The sequence below is a fragment of the Amycolatopsis sp. NPDC102389 genome (genome assembly GCF_044765885.1).
Taxonomy (GTDB): Bacteria; Actinomycetota; Actinomycetes; order Mycobacteriales; family Pseudonocardiaceae; genus Amycolatopsis.
Genome location: NZ_JBIWKX010000059.1, coordinates 32,269 through 47,719, shown reverse-complemented (window position 1 = coordinate 47,719; position 15,451 = coordinate 32,269). Strand labels below are relative to the sequence as shown.

Below are 15,451 nucleotides of genomic sequence, written 5' to 3'. Positions count from 1 at the left end.
GGGGCCCCCGCGGCGGGGGGGGGGGGGGGGGGGGGGGGGGGGGGCCGCCCCCCCCCCCCCCCCCCCCCCCCCCCCCCCCCCCCCACCACCTGTACCGAAGCGCGTCCGAGGCTCAGCTCGCGTGGTGGTGGATCTCCCGCAGATCCTTGGCCGGCAGGGTGACGCCCGTCGTCTCGATCTGCTCCAGCGGGAGCAGCGGCGCGAGTTCGGGGCGCTTCGGGGACAACCCGTCGCCCATGGACTCGCCCTTGAGCTGACGCCGGATCCAGGGCAGCAGGTGCGCCTTCGTCCACTCGATGTCCGAGCGGCGTGACGTGATCCAGGTGTGCGGCTCCTCGGACGCCGGCCACGGCTCACGCCAGTCGTCGGCGACCGGGACGCCGAGGACCTCGGCCGCGCGCAGCGCGATCCGCCGGTGGGCCTCGGGGGTGAAGTGCAGCCGGTCGTCGCTCCAGGCGCGGCGGTCGTGCAGCGGGGCCATCGCCCACATGTCGACCATCTTGGCGCCGTGCCGGTCGGCGATCGCCCACAGATGCGCGTTGTAGATGCCGACCTTCCCCCGCAGGACGTGCATCACGGACAGGTACTTGGTGTCCGGCCCGTTGAAGATGAGCACCGGGATCCCGGCCTCGCGCAGCTTGGCGACCCCCGCCTCCAGCCGCGCGGCGACGGCGTCCACGTCCGCGCCGGGCACGATGATGTCGTTACCGCCCGCGCACAGGGTGACCAGGTCGGGCTTCACCGCGAGGGCGATGGGCAGCTGCTCTTCGAGGATCTCGTCGAGCATCTTCCCGCGGAGGGCGAGGTTCGCGTACTGGAAGTCGGGCCTGCCTTCGGCGAGGATCTCCGCCAGCCTGTCCGCCCAGCCCCTGAAGGTGCCGTCGGGCAAGTCGTCGTTGAGTCCTTCGGTGAAGCTGTCACCTATCGCCACGTAGCTGTCGAATCCGTACACGTTGGGTCCCCTTCCGTCCGTGTGCCCCCGGTGGTACTTGTACACCACAACTAACAGCTGAGAGCGCCCCTGCAATCCCACCTGGCCGAAACCCATGGTTCAGCCCGTTGACACAGTCTCTTATTTTGTCGGACGTCCATGCATCCCCATTACCGGGATGTACACTCCTGGGCTGCGGAGATTCATCTCAAGCAGGCGTAAAACGGACACTGTATGTGGCGAACGTCTCCCCGCCCGGGTGTTCGGGCTCAGAGATCCGGCAGGCTGTAAGGGTGACCTCACGACCCTCGCGCGAGTCGCTCGCCCAGATCCTCGGCGGGCGGCGTGGCGCCATCGACGCGAGCATCCCGCCCGCGGCCTTCGTCCTCGGCTGGCTGATCGCCGGTCAGTCGATCGCCTGGGGCGCCGGGGCGGCCATCGGGGTGGCGGTGCTGCTCGGCGCGTACCGGGTCGCGCGGGGCGACAAGGCGCGCGCGGTCGTGGTGAGCCTCGCCGCGGTGATCGCCGCCGCGCTGATCGCCCTGCACACCGGCCGCGCCGAAGACTTCTTCCTCATCCAGCTGCTGTCCAATGTGGCCAGCGCGCTGCTGTGGGCGGCGAGCATCGTGGTCCGGTGGCCGCTGCTCGGCGTCGTGGTCGGGCTCGTGATCGGGCAGAAGACCCGCTGGCGCCGCGATCCCGCGCTGCTGCGCGCGTATTCGCGGGCGAGCTGGGTGTGGGTCTTCCTGCAGTACACCTTGCGGGTCGTCGTTTACGGCTCGCTGTGGTGGAGCGGGCAGGTGGTCGCGCTCGGCATCGCGCGGACGCTGTTGTCCTGGCCGCTGGTCGCTGTGACGGTCGCCGTGAGCGGCTGGGTGCTGTACCGCACACTGCCGCCGGAACATCCCGGCCTGCGGGTGGTGGAGGAGAACGGGGATCCCTCGGATTCCGAGCCCGATGGGCTGCCCAGGACATAAGGCGGCCCCCGGCGAGGGGGGAGGGTCCGGGGGCCGGGTCCTACGGTACCCGGAGTTCGGCCCCGGAGTCGATGGTTTGGTCTTTTCGGGCTTGTTTCGGGTGTTTTTTCAGGATGGCACCGGCCGGGGCGCCCCTTCCCCGTAGGCGTCGACGGCGGCCAGCCATGCGGCACCGAGCACCCCGTCGGTGCTGGTCAGGACCTCGAGCCCGGCCAATCCGGCGCGGACTTTCACCCCCACCGGGCCCTCCGGCGACAAGACGCCGCCCACCAGGACGATCGGCGTGGTCTCCCCGGGATCCCTGGCGGTCATGACGTTCGTCACCAGAAGTTCGGCCGCGCGGGTCGTGATCTCGTCCGCCGCCGGGTCGCCTTCGCGGTAGGCCTCGCTGACGAACGGGGCGAACCTGGCGAGCCGGATCGGCGCTTCGGAATTGGCGCTCGTGACGAGCGCGCGCCAGAGCGGGCCCCGGTCGCTCCCGGGGTCCACTGCGGACGGTCCGAGCGCTTCGGTGAGCACGGCGAGGGCGAGCGGGCCGGGTTCGCCGCCGCGGCCCAGAACATCCAAAGTGGAGCGAACGGCTTCACGGCCGAGCCAGTACGCCGAGCCTTCGTCACCGAGCAACCAGCCGTAGCCGCCGACGGTGGAGACCATTCGCCTGCCGCGGATCCGGCCGGCGATCGACCCGGTGCCCGCCACGAGTACCGAACCGTCCGGCGCGGAAGTCGCCGACGCGTAGGCGACCTCCGGGTCGGGGACCGTCCGCACCGGACCGATCCCCGCGCCCTTCCAAGCGGTTTCGAAGATCTCCGCGATCGACGGATCGCTCAGTTTGCTGACGCCCGCCATGCCGACGACGCACGCCGCCGTCGCGGCCGGGTCGAGTCCGCCCAGCGCGCCGGTGATCGCGCTCGCGATCCGCGCCGCGGCCACGTGCGGCGGATGGGAGTTGGGATTGGCCCCGTCCGCGCGCCCGGTGCCGAGGACGGCGCCGGAGGCGTCGACGGCGATCGCTCGCGTCGACGTGCCTCCGGCGTCCACACCTACGACGTGGGTCACCGGGTCTTGGTCACCTTGAGCAGCCCGCGCGGGCTGTCCGGGTCACCGCCGCGCGCCAGCGAAAGGCCGAGCGCGATCCGCTGAATGGGCAGGATCTCCAGGATCGGGGCGACCTCTTCGGCGGACGGCGCGACGCCGATCCGCAGCGCCGCGGGGACGTCGGCCGAAGCGGAGCCGACCGCGAGCACGTCCGCGCCGCGTTTGCCGACGGCCTCGAGGACCTCCTGCATCGCGCCCACTCCGTGTCCCTGGCTAGTCACGGCGAGCACGGCGGTTTCGCCGTCGACCGCGGCGACCGGGCCGTGCAACAGGTCCGCGCCGCTGTACGCGCGGGCCGCGAGGTAGCTGGTTTCCGCCAGTTTCAAGGAACCTTCCAGCGCCGTGGCGTAGGAGTAGCCGCGGCCGGTGGTGAGCACCCGGTCGACGAAGCGGTAACGGTCCACCGCGCGCTGCACGCCTTCTTCGGAGCCGTCGAGGGTGGCCTGGGCCAATTCGCCGAGTTTTTCCGCGTCCTCGCCCTTGCCGCCGCGGACCGCGTCGATCAGAAGGTAAAGCGAAAGCAAGGTGGCCGAGTAGGTCTTGGTGGCGGCCACCGCTTTTTCCAGCCCCGCGCCGATGTCGACACCGAGTTCGGCGGCGGCGCGCAGCGGCGATTCGGGGGTGTTGGTGACCGAGACGGTCAGCGCTCCCTGGCGACGCGCGGTTTCGGTGACCTCGATGAGATCCGGGGAACCGCCGCTTTGGCTTACTGTGATGAAGAGAACGTCCCGCAGATCGGGACGGGCGCCGTACAAAGTCGCGGTGGAGGGTGAGACGAGACCGCAGGGGAGACCGAGGAGTACTTCGATCAGGTACTTCGCATACAGGGCGGCGTGGTCGCTGGAGCCCCGGGCGGCGAGCAGTGCGAACCTGGGCGGGCGCTTGGAGATGGCTTCGGCCACCTCGGCGATTTCGGCCTGTCGCTCCACGATTCCTGCCAGAATGGCGGGTTGCTGGGAGATCTCCGCGGCCATGTGCTCGCCGGGGCGCTGTTCGGTCATCTCGTTCCCTTCGACCGGGACGTACTTCGTCCCCCGAGTAGGTCTAGACCAATGCTAGCCCGAATGGACGTTTGTGGTGAAGGGTACGTTTCCTAGCGGGGACGGTGCGCGTTCGAGTGGGAAGGCTTAGGGAGTCGGTCATGTTGGAGACAACCACCGCGAGTGAGGCGGGCGCTACGCCAGGGATGCGCGGCCAGCGCGAACCGAAGTACTGGGCGCTGAAACAGCATCTGCTCGATCTGCTCGACGCGTTGCCCCCCGGCTCGCCGATTCCGACGGAACGGGCACTGGCGGGGGAATTCACCGTTTCGCGCACCACGGTCCGGCAGGCGCTCGCCGACCTCACCGCCGAGGGCAGGCTCCACCGCGTGCAGGGCAAGGGCACCTTCGCCGCCGAGCCGAAACTCGCGCAACGCCTGCAGTTGTCGTCCTACACCGAGGACATGCGCAAGCAGGGCCTCAAGCCTTCGTCCAAGCTCCTGGAGATCGACGAACTGCCGGTCGAAGCCGATCTGGCGAAACTGCTCGGAATCCGGGTGGGCGCGAAGATCCTTCGCCTTCGCCGTCTCCGGCTCGCCGATTCGCAGCCGATGGCACTCGAGACCACGCATCTCCCGCTCGGCCGGTTCCGCGGTCTGCGCAAACACGTTTCCGCAGGTGGCTCCCTGTATGCCGTGCTGAGGGAGCACTACGGCGTCGAGCTGGAAAGGGCCGAGGAAACGATCGAAACCGCTCTCGCCGGCCCCCATGAGGCGGAGATGCTCGGCGCCGACGTCGGAATGCCGATGTTGCTCCTTTCGAGGCATTCCTTCGCCACCGACGGAAAACCGGTCGAGTTCGCCAGGGCGATCTATCGGGGTGACCGTTACAAGTTCGTCACCACGCTGTTGCCTGAGGCGCGCTGACGCAAACCTTTCGCAGGGCGCGGGCGCCCTGCAAAAGGTTTCCGTGGCCTTCGGCCAAAAGAGGGCGCGCCTGTGCGGACTCTCCTTCGCGCTGGCGCGCGGCGGGAGTCAGGTCTCCCGGTTCCGTTTGTTTGGTCGCCTTTTATCTGATTGGTCAGGTAATTCTGGCGTTGTGGTGGCTGTGGGGTGTGTGGCGTGATTCAGTCGGGGGGTGAGTGACGTGGCGGCGGGGATTCGGTGGGGGACGTCGGTGGGGCGTGGTGTGCTCGCCACGACCATCGTCGGCTCGGGTATGGCGATGCTCGACGGGACGATCATCAACGTCGCGCTCCCGAGGATCGGCGAAGAACTCAAAGCGTCCGTCGCGGGCCTTCAATGGATCCTCGACGGCTACCTGCTCGCGCTCGCCGCGCTGATCCTCGTCGCCGGATCGCTCGGGGACCGCTACGGCCGCCGCCGCATGTTCCTCGTCGGCGTCGTCTGGTTCGGCGTCGCCTCCGGGCTGTGCGCCGCCGCGACGACGACCGAGATGCTCGTCGCGACCCGGATCCTCCAAGGGATCGGGGGAGCTTTGCTCACACCGGGCTCCCTCGCGATCCTTCAAGCGTCCTTCGCCCACGAAGACCGGGCCCGCGCGATCGGCGCCTGGTCCGGGCTCGGCGGTATCGCGGCGGCGATCGGCCCGCTGCTCGGCGGCGTCCTCGTGCAGGTGTGGTCGTGGCGGCTGGCGTTCCTGATCAACCTGCCGCTGGCCGCCGTCTGCGTCCTGCTCGCCCGGCGCTACGTGCCCGAGTCCCGCGACGAGGAGGCGACCGGGCATCCCGACTTCCTCGCCGCCGCCGTCGGCGCGATCGGTCTCGCCGGGCTCACCGGCGCGCTGGTGGAGGCACCCGGACGCGGTATCGGTGACGCCGTCGTCCTGGTGGCCATCGTGCTCGGCGTGGCGGGGCTGTCGGCGTTCCTGGTGATCCAGCACCGCTCCGCCGATCCGCTGGTGCCGCCGAAACTGTTCCGCGACCGGACCTTCAGCCTCGCCAACGCGCTGACCTTCGTCGTCTACGCGGCGCTCGGCGGCGTGATGATGCTGATGGTCATGCAGCTTCAGGTGTCGCTCGGCTATTCGCCGACCGCGGCCGGGCTCGCCGGGCTGCCGATCACCGTCATCATGCTGCTGTTCTCCGGCCGGTCGGGCGCGCTCGCGCAGAAGATCGGGCCGCGCACGCAACTGGTCGCCGGCCCGATCCTGGTCGGCGTGGGCATGCTCCTGCTGATGCGCGTCGGGCCGGGATCTTCGTACCTGGGTTCGGTGCTGCCCGCCGTCGTCGTGTTCGGCGCCGGGCTGGCGACGGTCGTCGCGCCGGTGACCGCGACCGTGCTGGCCGCCGCGCCGGACCGGTACGCCGGCGTCGCCTCCGGGGTCAACAACGCCATCGCCCGGTCCGGCGGCCTGCTCGCGATCGCCGTGCTGCCCGCCGTCGCCGGACTGTCCGGCGCCGCCTACACCGACCCGGTCGCGTTGACCGCCGGCTGGCGGACGGCGTTGCTGGTGTGCGCGGCGCTGGCGATCGGGGGCGGCCTGATCGCGCTCGGAATCCACAACGGCGTCCTCGACACCCCTTCCGGCGAGGATGCCGAGGAATCACCGCATCCGGGTGAATGTCTCCATTGCGGGGTCGACTCGCCCCCGACGCACGTCCGCCCCGCGGGACACGCGTGATCGAAGACGTAACTCACGTGATCAGAGCCGTAACTCATGAGTTACGCCTTCGATCACGCGAGTTACGGTTCCAGACACGCGAGTTACGCGAGCAGGGTGGCCAGCGTCGCCGGGTCCAGGTTCCCGCCTGAAACGACCGAAACGACCTTGCCCGGCGGCAGGGCGTCCCGGTGGGAAAGAAACGCGGCGGTCGCGGTGGCACCGCTCGGCTCGGCGACCAGACGGGCGCGGTGCGCCAGCGTCCGGACGGCCTCCCGGATCTCCTCCTCCGAAACGGTGACGACGTCGTCGAGCACCGACTGGAGATGGGCGAAGGTGAGGTCCGACGGCTGGGCGCGCAGGCCGTCGGCGCTGGTGCGCGCCCGCAGCTCCATCGGCCACTCGATCCGCTTGCCGGCGCGCAGGCCCTCGGCGGTGTCGGCCGCCAGCTCCGGCTCGACGCCGATGACCTTCGCGCCGGGCAGCAGCGCCTTGATCGCCGTGCCGACGCCCGAGGCCAGCCCGCCGCCGCTGAGCGGGACGAGGACGACGTCGGCGTCCGGCAGGTCTTCGGCGATCTCCAGGCCGACGGTGCCCTGCCCGGCGATGACGTCACGGTGGTCGAACGGCGGGATCATGGTGAGCCCCCGTTCCCCGGCGACGGCGAGCGCGGAGGACTCCTGGGCGTCGATCGGGACCTCGATGACTTCGGCGCCGAGCGCCTTGGTGGCTTCGATCTTGGCGCGCGGGGCGACGTCCGGAATGAGGATCACCGCGTGGATTCCGAATCGCTTCGCGGAGTAGGCGACCGCTTGCGCGTGGTTGCCGCTGGAAAACGCGACGACGCCGCGAGCGCGTTGATCTTCGGTCAGGGCGGCGATCGCGTTGTAGGCCCCGCGCACCTTGAAAGCGCCGATCGGCTGAAGGCTTTCCGGTTTGAGCCACAACGGCGCCCACCCTTGTGCCAGTAGCGGTGTGCGCACCGCGACGCCTTTGACGCGGCTCGCCGCGTCGCGGATCTCCTCGATCGAAACCAGGTTCATCTGACGGATTATGTCAAGGAATTGTGAACCGTGGACAGTCCTTTTTGGACAGATAGCGTGGCGCTCCTCACGTGCGGACAACGAAGGGAGCATCCCGTGCGCCTTATTCGTTGGGACCGGTGAAGACCGACTAGTTGCAGAACGGGATCATGACCAAGGAGAGCTCGGAGAAAACCGAAAAGACGGAAAAGCAGGGCCGGATCATCCAGGTGACGGCGGCCGCGATGGCCGCGATCACCGCGGCGTTGCTGGGTTCCACGCTCGGCGTGGCCGGAACGGTGGCCGGCGCCGGGCTGGCGAGTGTGATCACGACGCTCGGCGGCGAGCTGTACCTGCGTTCGCTTCAACGGACGAAGGACGCGGCGCTGAAGGCGCGAGTGGTGCTGACCGTACCGGCGCGTCGCCGGGTGCTCGACCCCGGCGAGCAGGAGACCGTCCGGTTGAAACCGTCCGAGGACGAAGAGGAAACGCCGGCGCGGAAGTTCAAGCCGCGCTGGGCGGTGATCGCCGGGGTCAGCGTGGTGGCGTTCGCGGTGGCGCTCGTCGCGATCACCGGGTTCGAGGGGGCGACCGGGAAGACCTTCGGCGGTGGGACCGGGACGACCATAGGGAAGATCATCGGCGGCGGACAGGCCCAGGAACGGCAGGACAAACACGACACTCCGCCGTCGACCGCCCCTTCGGAAACGAAGGACGACAAGCCCGAGACGACTCCGTCGAACACGCCGACACCGTCCACGACTCCCACCACTACGCAGGCACCGCCGACGACGCCGACCGCGCCGTCCACGACGCCTTCGACCTCCCAGGCACCCCCGACGACGCCGTCCGCTCCTCCCGCCTCGAACACCCCAGTGCCCTGACCCCTTCCCCGCATTTCGTCCTCTGAACGCGGTAGTCGGCGATACGAACTACCGCATTCAGAGGACGAAACGCGTGGGGATCAGGCGAGGGCGGAGCGGAGCGTGCGAGCGGCCGCTTCGGGGTCTTCGGCCTCGGTGATCGCGCGGACGACGACGATCCGCGACGCCCCCGCGGCCAGCACCTCGGGCAGCCGCTCGGTGTCGATCCCGCCGATCGCGAACCACGGCCGGGTCGTCCCGGACGCGGCCGTCGAACGCACCAGGTCGAGGCCGGGCGCGGTCCGGCCCGGCTTCGTCGGGGTCGGCCAGCACGGGCCGGTGCAGAAGTAGTCCACGCCGGGCTCGCCGGCGGCGGCCGCGGCCTGTTCGGCCGAATGGGTGGACCGGCCGATCACCACGTCGTCGCCCAGCACGCGGCGTGCCAGCGACACCGGGATGTCGTCCTGGCCCAGGTGCAGCACGTGCGCGCCGACGCCGAGCGCGACGTCCGCCCGATCGTTCACCGCCAGCAGCTTGTCGTGTTTTTCGCACGCCTCGGCCAGCACTTCCAGGGCGGCGATCTCGTGTTTCGCCTCGATCGGCGCACCGCCGGTCTTGTCCCTCAGCTGGATGATGTCGACCCCGCCCGCCAGCGCCGCGTCGGCGAATTCGGCGAGATCGCCGCGGTCGCGGCGGGCGTCGGTGCAGAGGTACAGGCGGGCGTCCGCGAGCCGGGCGCGGATCAGCGAACCAGACAGGGTGGGCATGGCGGCGACGGTACTCGCGCGCTACGGTGGGGTGGTCCGCACGGGAGCCCGAGGACGGGCTGAGAGGGAGCCGAGACCGCTCCGACCGTGGAACCTGATCCGGGTCATGCCGGCGCAGGGAGCGTGATCTCATGAGAGAACTTTCGGTTGTCGGCGGCGGGGTCATCGGCCTCTCGGTCGCTTGGCGCGCGTCCGCGCGCGGCCATCGCGTCACCGTGTACGACCCCGAGCCGGGGCGCGGCGCGTCGTGGCTCGCGGGCGGCATGCTCGCCCCGGTCACCGAGGCCTGGCCCGGCGAGGAGGACGTCCTCGCCCTCGGCGAAGCGTCATTGCGGCGCTGGCCGGATTTCGCCCGTGACCTGGGCGAAGAGGGCATCGATCCGGGGCTTTCGCCGCACGGCACGCTCGTCGTCGCGCTGGACAGCGCCGACGCGGGCAACCTTGAAATGCTCGCCGCGTATCTCACCGAACTGGGCCGCGAGGTCGAGCAGCTGACCGGCCGCGAAGCCCGCCGCGCCGAGCCGGGCCTGGCCGGATCCGTCCGAAGTGGACTTCTGGTGCCCGGGGATCTGGCCGTGGACAACAGAAGGCTGCTGCACGCGCTCAAGCACGCCTGCGGAAGGCACGGTGTCGAGTTCCGGCACGAGACGGTCACCGAGCTCGGCCGGTTGGAAGGCGACGTCGTCCTCGCCGCGGGCGCCTGGACCGGTCGCCTGCACCCCGCGCTCGACGGCGCCGTCCGCCCGCTCAAGGGTGAGATCCTGCGCCTTCGGCCGCGTCGGGGTTGCCTGCCGCCGCCGAAGAGGACCGTCCGCGCGATGGTCGAAGGCCGCCCGATCTACCTCGTCCCCCGTGACGACGGTCAGCTCGTGCTCGGCGCGACCCAGTACGAGGCCGGTTTCGACGAGACCGTCACCGTCCGAGGCGTCCGTGAGCTGCTCGAAGGCGCGGAGCGCGTCTTCCCGGGCCTGACCGAATACGAACTCGTCGAGACCGCCGCCGGGCTTCGCGCGGCGAGCGTCGACACGATGCCCTTCATCGGTGAGCTGGGCGAAGGCGTGTTCGCCGCGACAGGCCACCATCGCAACGGTCTCCTGATGGCCCCGGTCACCGCGGACGCCGCGGTCGCCTGGCTGGACGGCGGGGCGTTGCCGGACGAGGTCGCGGCGGCCACGCCGTCGCGGCGAAGCGAGGAGCGGGTGTGATGGAGATCCAGGTCAACGGCCAGTGGCGCGAATTCCCCGACGGCACCACCGTCGAGGGTGTGCTGGAGGCGCTGGGCACGGCGACCCAGGGGGTCGCGGTCGCGGTGGACGGCGTGGTCGTCCGGCGCGGCGAATGGCCGGAATCGGTGGTGCGCAAGGGCGCCAGCGTCGACATCCTCACCGCTGTGCAAGGAGGCTGACATGACTGGTGACGACCTCGTCATCGGCGAGCACAAGCTCTCGTCGCGGCTGATCATCGGCACCGGCGGCGCGGGAAACCTCGCCGTGCTGGAACGCGCGCTGGTGGCGTCCGGCACGGAACTGACCACCGTCGCGATGCGCAAGGCCGACGCCGAAGGCGGCTCCGGTGTCCTCGAGCTGCTTCGGCGGCTCGGCATCCGCCTGCTGCCCAACACCGCCGGCTGCCGGACGGCCGCCGAAGCCGTCCTCACCGCGCAGCTCGCCCGTGAAGCGCTCGAAACCGACCTCGTCAAGCTGGAGGTCCACGCCGACGACCGCACGCTGCTGCCGGATCCGTTCGAGACCCTCGAAGCGGCCGAACAGCTCGCCGCGGACGGCTTCACCGTGCTCGCGTACACGAACGACGACCCGGTGCTGGCGCTGCGGCTGGAGGAGGCGGGCTGTGCGGCGGTGATGCCGCTCGGCGCGCCCATCGGCACCGGTCTCGGCATCCGGAACCCGCACAACATCGAGCTGATCGTGTCGCGCGCGGGGGTCCCGGTGATCCTCGACGCCGGGATCGGCACGGCTTCCGACGCGACGCTGGCGATGGAGCTCGGCTGCGACGCCGTCCTGCTCTCCACCGCCGTGACCAGGGCCGCGGACCCCGAACGGATGGCTTCGGCGATGCGGGCCGCCGTCACCGCGGGCCGGCTGGCCGCCGGTGCGGGGCGGATCCCGCAGCGGTTCTGGGCGCACGCCTCCAGCCCTCCTCGATAACCCTTTTGTACGGTTCACGGCCTTGACACCGCGTGCACCCCGGCAGCCCGTATGGTTGACGGCACTTTCCGGAGGCGCACCCGCCACCGTGTACCCAGAGGAGCCAGTGGTGACCACGTCAGCGGTCCAGGACGTTTCAGGCAGGTTGTTCCTGGCGGTGGGCAGGCTGTCCCGGTCGCTGCGCCAGGCGGGTGTGCCCGGCCCCGGCCACGGCGCGATCTCGGCGCTCGCCACGCTCGTGAACTACGGGCAGCTCCGTCTGGGTGATCTCGCGGCGAAGGAAGGCGTCGCCGCGGCCACCATGTCGAGGATCGTCGCTTCGCTGGTCGAAGCGGGCTACGTCAGCCGTGAGTCGGACCCGATCGACAGGCGTGCCTGGCTCGCGGAGGCCACCGAAGAAGGCGAGAGGCTGGTTTCCGGCGTCCGGTCGACGCGGGTGAACGAACTCGGCAAACGCCTCGAACGGCTGACTCCGGAGCACCAGGCGGCCTTGGCGGCGGCTCTCCCCGCGCTCGAAGCGCTTATTGCCGACGAAGAGCGCTGACTTCGGCGCGAAGAGCGCGAAGCTCGTCGAGGATCTCTTTGTTCGCCTGAGCCTGGGTTTCGGCCTGCTTCGCCTCTTCCTCACGGATGTCCTGGCGAAGCTCGTCCTCCATCCCGCTGACCACCACGGCGATGAAGAGGTTCAGCACCGCGAAGCTGGACACGAGGATGTAGACCACGAAGAACACCCAGGCCATGGGTGCTTCCTTCATGATCTCCTTCGCGATGTCCGGCCAGGCCTCGCCGGTCATCACCTGGAACAGCGTGAACAGCGAAGTGCCGAGGTCGCCGAAGTTCTCCGGTGAGATCGCGCCGAACAGCTTCGTCGCCATCACACCCGCGACGAAGATGATCAGCGCGAGGAGCGCGGCGATCGAAGCCATCCCGGGGATCGACGCGAGCAGGCCGGTGACGACCTTCCGCATCGACGGCACGACCGAGATCAGCCGCAGCACCCGCAGGACCCGCAACGCCCGCAGCACCGCGAACGGGCCGGTCGTGGGGATCACCGCGATGCCGACGACGATCAGGTCGAAGACGTTCCACGGATCGCGGAAGAACTTCGCGCGGTAGGCGTAGAGCTTCGCGCCCAGTTCGAGGACGAAGATCCCGAGCGCGATGTAGTCGACCGTGTGCAGCAGCGACCCGTATTCGGCGACCATTCTGGTCGAGGTCTCCAGGCCGAGGGTGACGGCGTTGAAGACGATCACCGCGATGATGAAGTTCTGGAAGCGGCGGTCTTCGACGACCCTGGCCACCGTTTCGCGTCCGGTCACGGCGCAGATCGTAACCGGACGGGTGCTCAGTGCTCCGGCGCAAGCCGCCAGAACGCCGAAACCGGACCGACCTTCGCGCCCATCGGGTAGGCGTTTTCGACCGCGTGTGAGACGAACCACTTGCCGTAGCGGGCGGCCTCCACGACGGACATCCCCTTCGCGAGACCGGCCGTCAGCGCCGACGCCATCGTGTCCCCGGCGCCGTGCGTGTGCTGCGTCGCGAACCGCTCGCCCGGCAGTTCGACGAACGTCGAGCCGTCGAAGAGCACGTCGACGCATTCCGGGTCGGAGACGAGGTGCCCGCTCTTCACGAGCACGTACTTCGGCCCGAGCCGGTGCAGGACGACGGCCGCCTGGTGCATCTGCTCGCGGGTGGTCACGGTCATCCCGGTCAGCAGGCGGACCTCGTCGAGGTTCGGCGTGAGGACGGTCGCGCGCGGCAGGAGCTCGTCGCGCAGCGCCACCAGCCCGGCCTCGTCGAACAGCGGATGCCCGTGCATGGACGCCGCGACCGGGTCGACCACGAACGGCACCTTGGCGTCGCGGCCGATCTCGGCCTTGTCGCAGGCGGCGGCGACGGCGTGGATGATCTCGGCCGAGGCGAGCATGCCGGTCTTGGCCGCGTTGACGCCCATGTCGGCCGCGACCGCCTCGATCTGGCCGGCGACGATCGACGCCGGGATGTCGGTGCGATCGTGCACGCCGAGGGTGTTCTGGACGGTCACGGCGGTGACCGCGACCAGGCCGTGCACCCCGCAGGTGAGGAAGGTGCGCAGGTCCGCCTGGAGGCCGGCGGCGCCACCGGAGTCGGACCCCGCGATGGTCAGCGCCGACGGCGGGCTCGGGTTCTCGCTCATGGGTCCATCTTCCCGGCTTTCGGGGCGGCCGCGTCCGGGGGCATGACTCGCAGCGTGCCGAAGCCTGTCGGCCGAAGTGCACGCTGCCTTCATCGGGAAGACAGATCGGCGCACTAACTTGGCGGAGAATTGGTTCGAACAAGTTATCCGGAGGCTTTCGTGCGCAGAACGCTTTCCCTCCTGACGGCGCTGGTGGCCGTCGCCGGACTGACGTCCGGTGTCGCCACGGCCGCGGCCAAGACGCCGAAGGTGCTGGTCATCGGCTTGGACGGGGCCCGGTTCGACAAGCTGCTGGCCGCCGACACCCCGAACGTCCACGCGCTCGTGCGGCGCGGGTACTCCTCGCGCAGTTCCCTCTACGGCAGCGGGATGGCGCCGACGGTCAGTGGTCCCGGGTGGTCCACGATCCTCACCGGCGTCTGGCCGGACAAGCACAAGGTGAAGGACAACTCCTTCACCGGCAACGACCTCGCCTCGCATCCGAGCTGGCTCGCCCGCGCCGAAACCGCGAACCCGGCGCTCGACACCTACGCGGCCGTCGACTGGACCCCGATCGGCGACCAGATCCTGCGCACCGGCCAGGATCGCAAGTTCGTCCTGAACGGTGACAGCGCCGGCTACGAGAAGACGGACGAGCAGGTCGCCGTCGACGCGGAGAAACACCTCAAGCAGGACAAGGCGGACGCGTCGTTCGTCTACTTCGGACAGACGGATGCCGCCGGCCACGAACACGGCGCCGATTCCACGCAGTACGAAGCCGGCCTGCGCACCGATGACGGGCTGATCGGCAGGTTGCTCGCCGCCGTCGACGCCCGCGCGGACCGCGCGAACGAAGACTGGCTCATCATGCTCTCCACCGACCACGGCCACACGCCCTCGGGCGGGCACGGCGGCGACACCCCCGAGGAACGGATGACGTTCGTGATCGCCGCCGGTGGCGCGGTCCCGGCCGGAACCCCCGCCGTGGCACCGAAGATCGTCGACATCGCGCCGACCGTGTTGCGGCACCTCGGCGTCACCGCCCCGGCGGTCTACGACGGCTACGCGCTCGGCGCCGTGCCTTCCGATGTCTTCGACACGGCCGCCCTGAAGCCCCGGCAGGACGAAACCGGTGTCCCGTCCGGTGTCCTCGGCTGGACGCACGACGCGCCGGGTGGTTGGACCGTGCGCAACGCGTCCGGGATGCCCGCCGGCGTGACGGAATGGCAGGGCTGGGCCTTCACCAACGACGACTTCTGGACCCGCACGGCCCCCGGCCAGCAGCGCGAGGCGAACGCGCGGGCACGCGGTGTCTTCGCGGTCGCGGATCCGGACGAGTGGGACGACAAGGGTTCGCCTTCGTCGAGCGGGACCTTCGATTCCTCGCTGGTATCACCGGCTCTGGATGTCACCGGGAAGTCCACAGTGGACGTCTCGTTCGTCTCGCACTACCGGCAGGACGGGACGCAGCGTGGTGCGCTGACGGCGTCGTTCGATGGTGGGCCCGAACGGAGTGTGCTGGCCTACGGACCCGAGTCGGGGACGGCGAACAAGGGCGGTGACGTGCTCGCCGCGCCGACGTCGGCCTCGGTCGCGGTGCCCGCGGGGGCTCGTTCGGTGAAGCTGACCTGGCGCCTCTACGCGGCGGGGAACAACTGGTACTGGGCGGTGGACGCTCCTCGCTTCAGCGCCCGGTAGGGATCTCGTGAGTGGTAGGGGCGGTTATTTGAGCCGAAGGTCAAACGTGGCGTGTTCTCGGGCGGGCCGATGATGGGCTGAAGGCTCCCTTCGTCGCGTCTAATGCGGTGAAAGAAGCCTTCGGCCCTGGTCAAGCTCGGGTCGTGAGTGGCGTTTCGGGTTAGAACCCGAAA

16 protein-coding genes and 1 riboswitch are annotated in these 15,451 nt (G+C 69.9%); of the genes, 9 read left to right on the top strand and 7 right to left on the bottom strand.

Going from position 1 to position 15,451, the window contains the following annotated elements; genetic code table 11:
* Positions 1–112 precede the first annotated feature (112 nt).
* Positions 113–952, bottom strand: a complete 840-nt coding sequence (locus ACIRGA_RS33650; protein WP_400948960.1) for an SGNH/GDSL hydrolase family protein — start codon at positions 950–952, stop codon at positions 113–115.
* 272 nt (positions 953–1,224) lie between these two features.
* Between ACIRGA_RS33650 and ACIRGA_RS33645 the strand changes: the two genes are divergently transcribed.
* Positions 1,225–1,908: a DUF3159 domain-containing protein gene (locus ACIRGA_RS33645; RefSeq protein ID WP_400948957.1), complete on the top strand. Its 684-nt coding sequence runs from the start codon at positions 1,225–1,227 to the stop codon at positions 1,906–1,908.
* A 108-nt stretch (positions 1,909–2,016) separates the two neighbouring features.
* On the opposite strand, the gene ACIRGA_RS33640 is transcribed toward ACIRGA_RS33645, so the two are convergent.
* Both ACIRGA_RS33640 and ACIRGA_RS33635 read right to left on the bottom strand, forming a co-directional pair.
* Positions 2,017–2,967: an N-acetylglucosamine kinase gene (locus ACIRGA_RS33640; protein WP_400948954.1), complete on the bottom strand. Its 951-nt coding sequence runs from the start codon at positions 2,965–2,967 to the stop codon at positions 2,017–2,019.
* Positions 2,964–4,007 (bottom strand): SIS domain-containing protein, encoded by a 1,044-nt coding sequence (locus ACIRGA_RS33635; protein ID WP_400948951.1) that lies wholly within the window; start codon positions 4,005–4,007, stop codon positions 2,964–2,966. The genes ACIRGA_RS33640 and ACIRGA_RS33635 overlap by 4 nt, the downstream gene beginning before the upstream one ends.
* Positions 4,008–4,147: 140 nt before the next feature.
* Here ACIRGA_RS33635 and ACIRGA_RS33630 point away from each other — a divergent pair, with 140 nt between their 5' ends.
* Together ACIRGA_RS33630 and ACIRGA_RS33625 are read left to right on the top strand one after the other, a co-directional pair.
* Positions 4,148–4,912, top strand: coding sequence for a GntR family transcriptional regulator (locus ACIRGA_RS33630; protein ID WP_400948948.1), 765 nt, complete (start codon positions 4,148–4,150; stop codon positions 4,910–4,912).
* 250 nt (positions 4,913–5,162) lie between these two features.
* The gene (locus ACIRGA_RS33625) at positions 5,163–6,629 is read left to right on the top strand and encodes an MFS transporter (protein WP_400948963.1); all 1,467 of its coding nucleotides are present in this window, start codon (positions 5,163–5,165) and stop codon (positions 6,627–6,629) included.
* 83 nt (positions 6,630–6,712) lie between these two features.
* On the opposite strand, the gene ACIRGA_RS33620 is transcribed toward ACIRGA_RS33625, so the two are convergent.
* Positions 6,713–7,651 (bottom strand): threonine/serine dehydratase, encoded by a 939-nt coding sequence (locus tag ACIRGA_RS33620; RefSeq protein WP_400948945.1) that lies wholly within the window; start codon positions 7,649–7,651, stop codon positions 6,713–6,715.
* Positions 7,652–7,800: 149 nt separating this feature from the next.
* Between ACIRGA_RS33620 and ACIRGA_RS33615 the strand changes: the two genes are divergently transcribed.
* Positions 7,801–8,514 (top strand): hypothetical protein, encoded by a 714-nt coding sequence (locus ACIRGA_RS33615; protein ID WP_400948942.1) that lies wholly within the window; start codon positions 7,801–7,803, stop codon positions 8,512–8,514.
* Positions 8,515–8,594: 80 nt separating this feature from the next.
* On the opposite strand, the gene thiE is transcribed toward ACIRGA_RS33615, so the two are convergent.
* Positions 8,595–9,260 (bottom strand): thiamine phosphate synthase, encoded by a 666-nt coding sequence (gene thiE / locus ACIRGA_RS33610; RefSeq protein WP_400948939.1) that lies wholly within the window; start codon positions 9,258–9,260, stop codon positions 8,595–8,597.
* Between the two features lie 30 nt (positions 9,261–9,290).
* A riboswitch (TPP riboswitch) is annotated at positions 9,291–9,398 on the top strand.
* Here thiE and thiO point away from each other — a divergent pair.
* From thiO to ACIRGA_RS33590, 4 genes are all read left to right on the top strand, one after another.
* On the top strand, positions 9,392–10,465 hold the full coding sequence (thiO, locus tag ACIRGA_RS33605) for a glycine oxidase ThiO (protein WP_400948937.1): 1,074 nt from the start codon (positions 9,392–9,394) through the stop codon (positions 10,463–10,465). Its footprint overlaps the riboswitch before it by 7 nt.
* Positions 10,465–10,665 (top strand): sulfur carrier protein ThiS, encoded by a 201-nt coding sequence (thiS, locus tag ACIRGA_RS33600; RefSeq protein WP_240599400.1) that lies wholly within the window; start codon positions 10,465–10,467, stop codon positions 10,663–10,665. Before thiO ends, thiS begins: the two co-directional genes overlap by 1 nt.
* 1 nt (position 10,666) lies before the next feature.
* The gene (locus ACIRGA_RS33595) at positions 10,667–11,425 is read left to right on the top strand and encodes a thiazole synthase (protein ID WP_400948933.1); all 759 of its coding nucleotides are present in this window, start codon (positions 10,667–10,669) and stop codon (positions 11,423–11,425) included.
* A 109-nt stretch (positions 11,426–11,534) separates the two neighbouring features.
* Positions 11,535–11,969: a MarR family winged helix-turn-helix transcriptional regulator gene (locus tag ACIRGA_RS33590; RefSeq protein ID WP_125782174.1), complete on the top strand. Its 435-nt coding sequence runs from the start codon at positions 11,535–11,537 to the stop codon at positions 11,967–11,969.
* Here the strand turns inward: ACIRGA_RS33590 and ACIRGA_RS33585 are convergent.
* Together ACIRGA_RS33585 and thiD are read right to left on the bottom strand one after the other, a co-directional pair.
* Complete coding sequence (locus ACIRGA_RS33585) at positions 11,947–12,744, bottom strand: ion transporter (RefSeq protein WP_400948927.1); 798 nt, start codon at positions 12,742–12,744, stop codon at positions 11,947–11,949. The two genes, ACIRGA_RS33590 and ACIRGA_RS33585, sit on opposite strands and share 23 nt — an antisense overlap.
* Positions 12,745–12,770: 26 nt before the next feature.
* A complete protein-coding gene (gene thiD / locus ACIRGA_RS33580; RefSeq protein ID WP_125683775.1) occupies positions 12,771–13,601 on the bottom strand; it encodes a bifunctional hydroxymethylpyrimidine kinase/phosphomethylpyrimidine kinase in 831 nt (276 codons plus the stop codon).
* Positions 13,602–13,760: 159 nt separating this feature from the next.
* Between thiD and ACIRGA_RS33575 the strand changes: the two genes are divergently transcribed.
* Positions 13,761–15,278, top strand: coding sequence for an alkaline phosphatase family protein (locus ACIRGA_RS33575; protein WP_400948925.1), 1,518 nt, complete (start codon positions 13,761–13,763; stop codon positions 15,276–15,278).
* Positions 15,279–15,451: the final 173 nt, after the last annotated feature.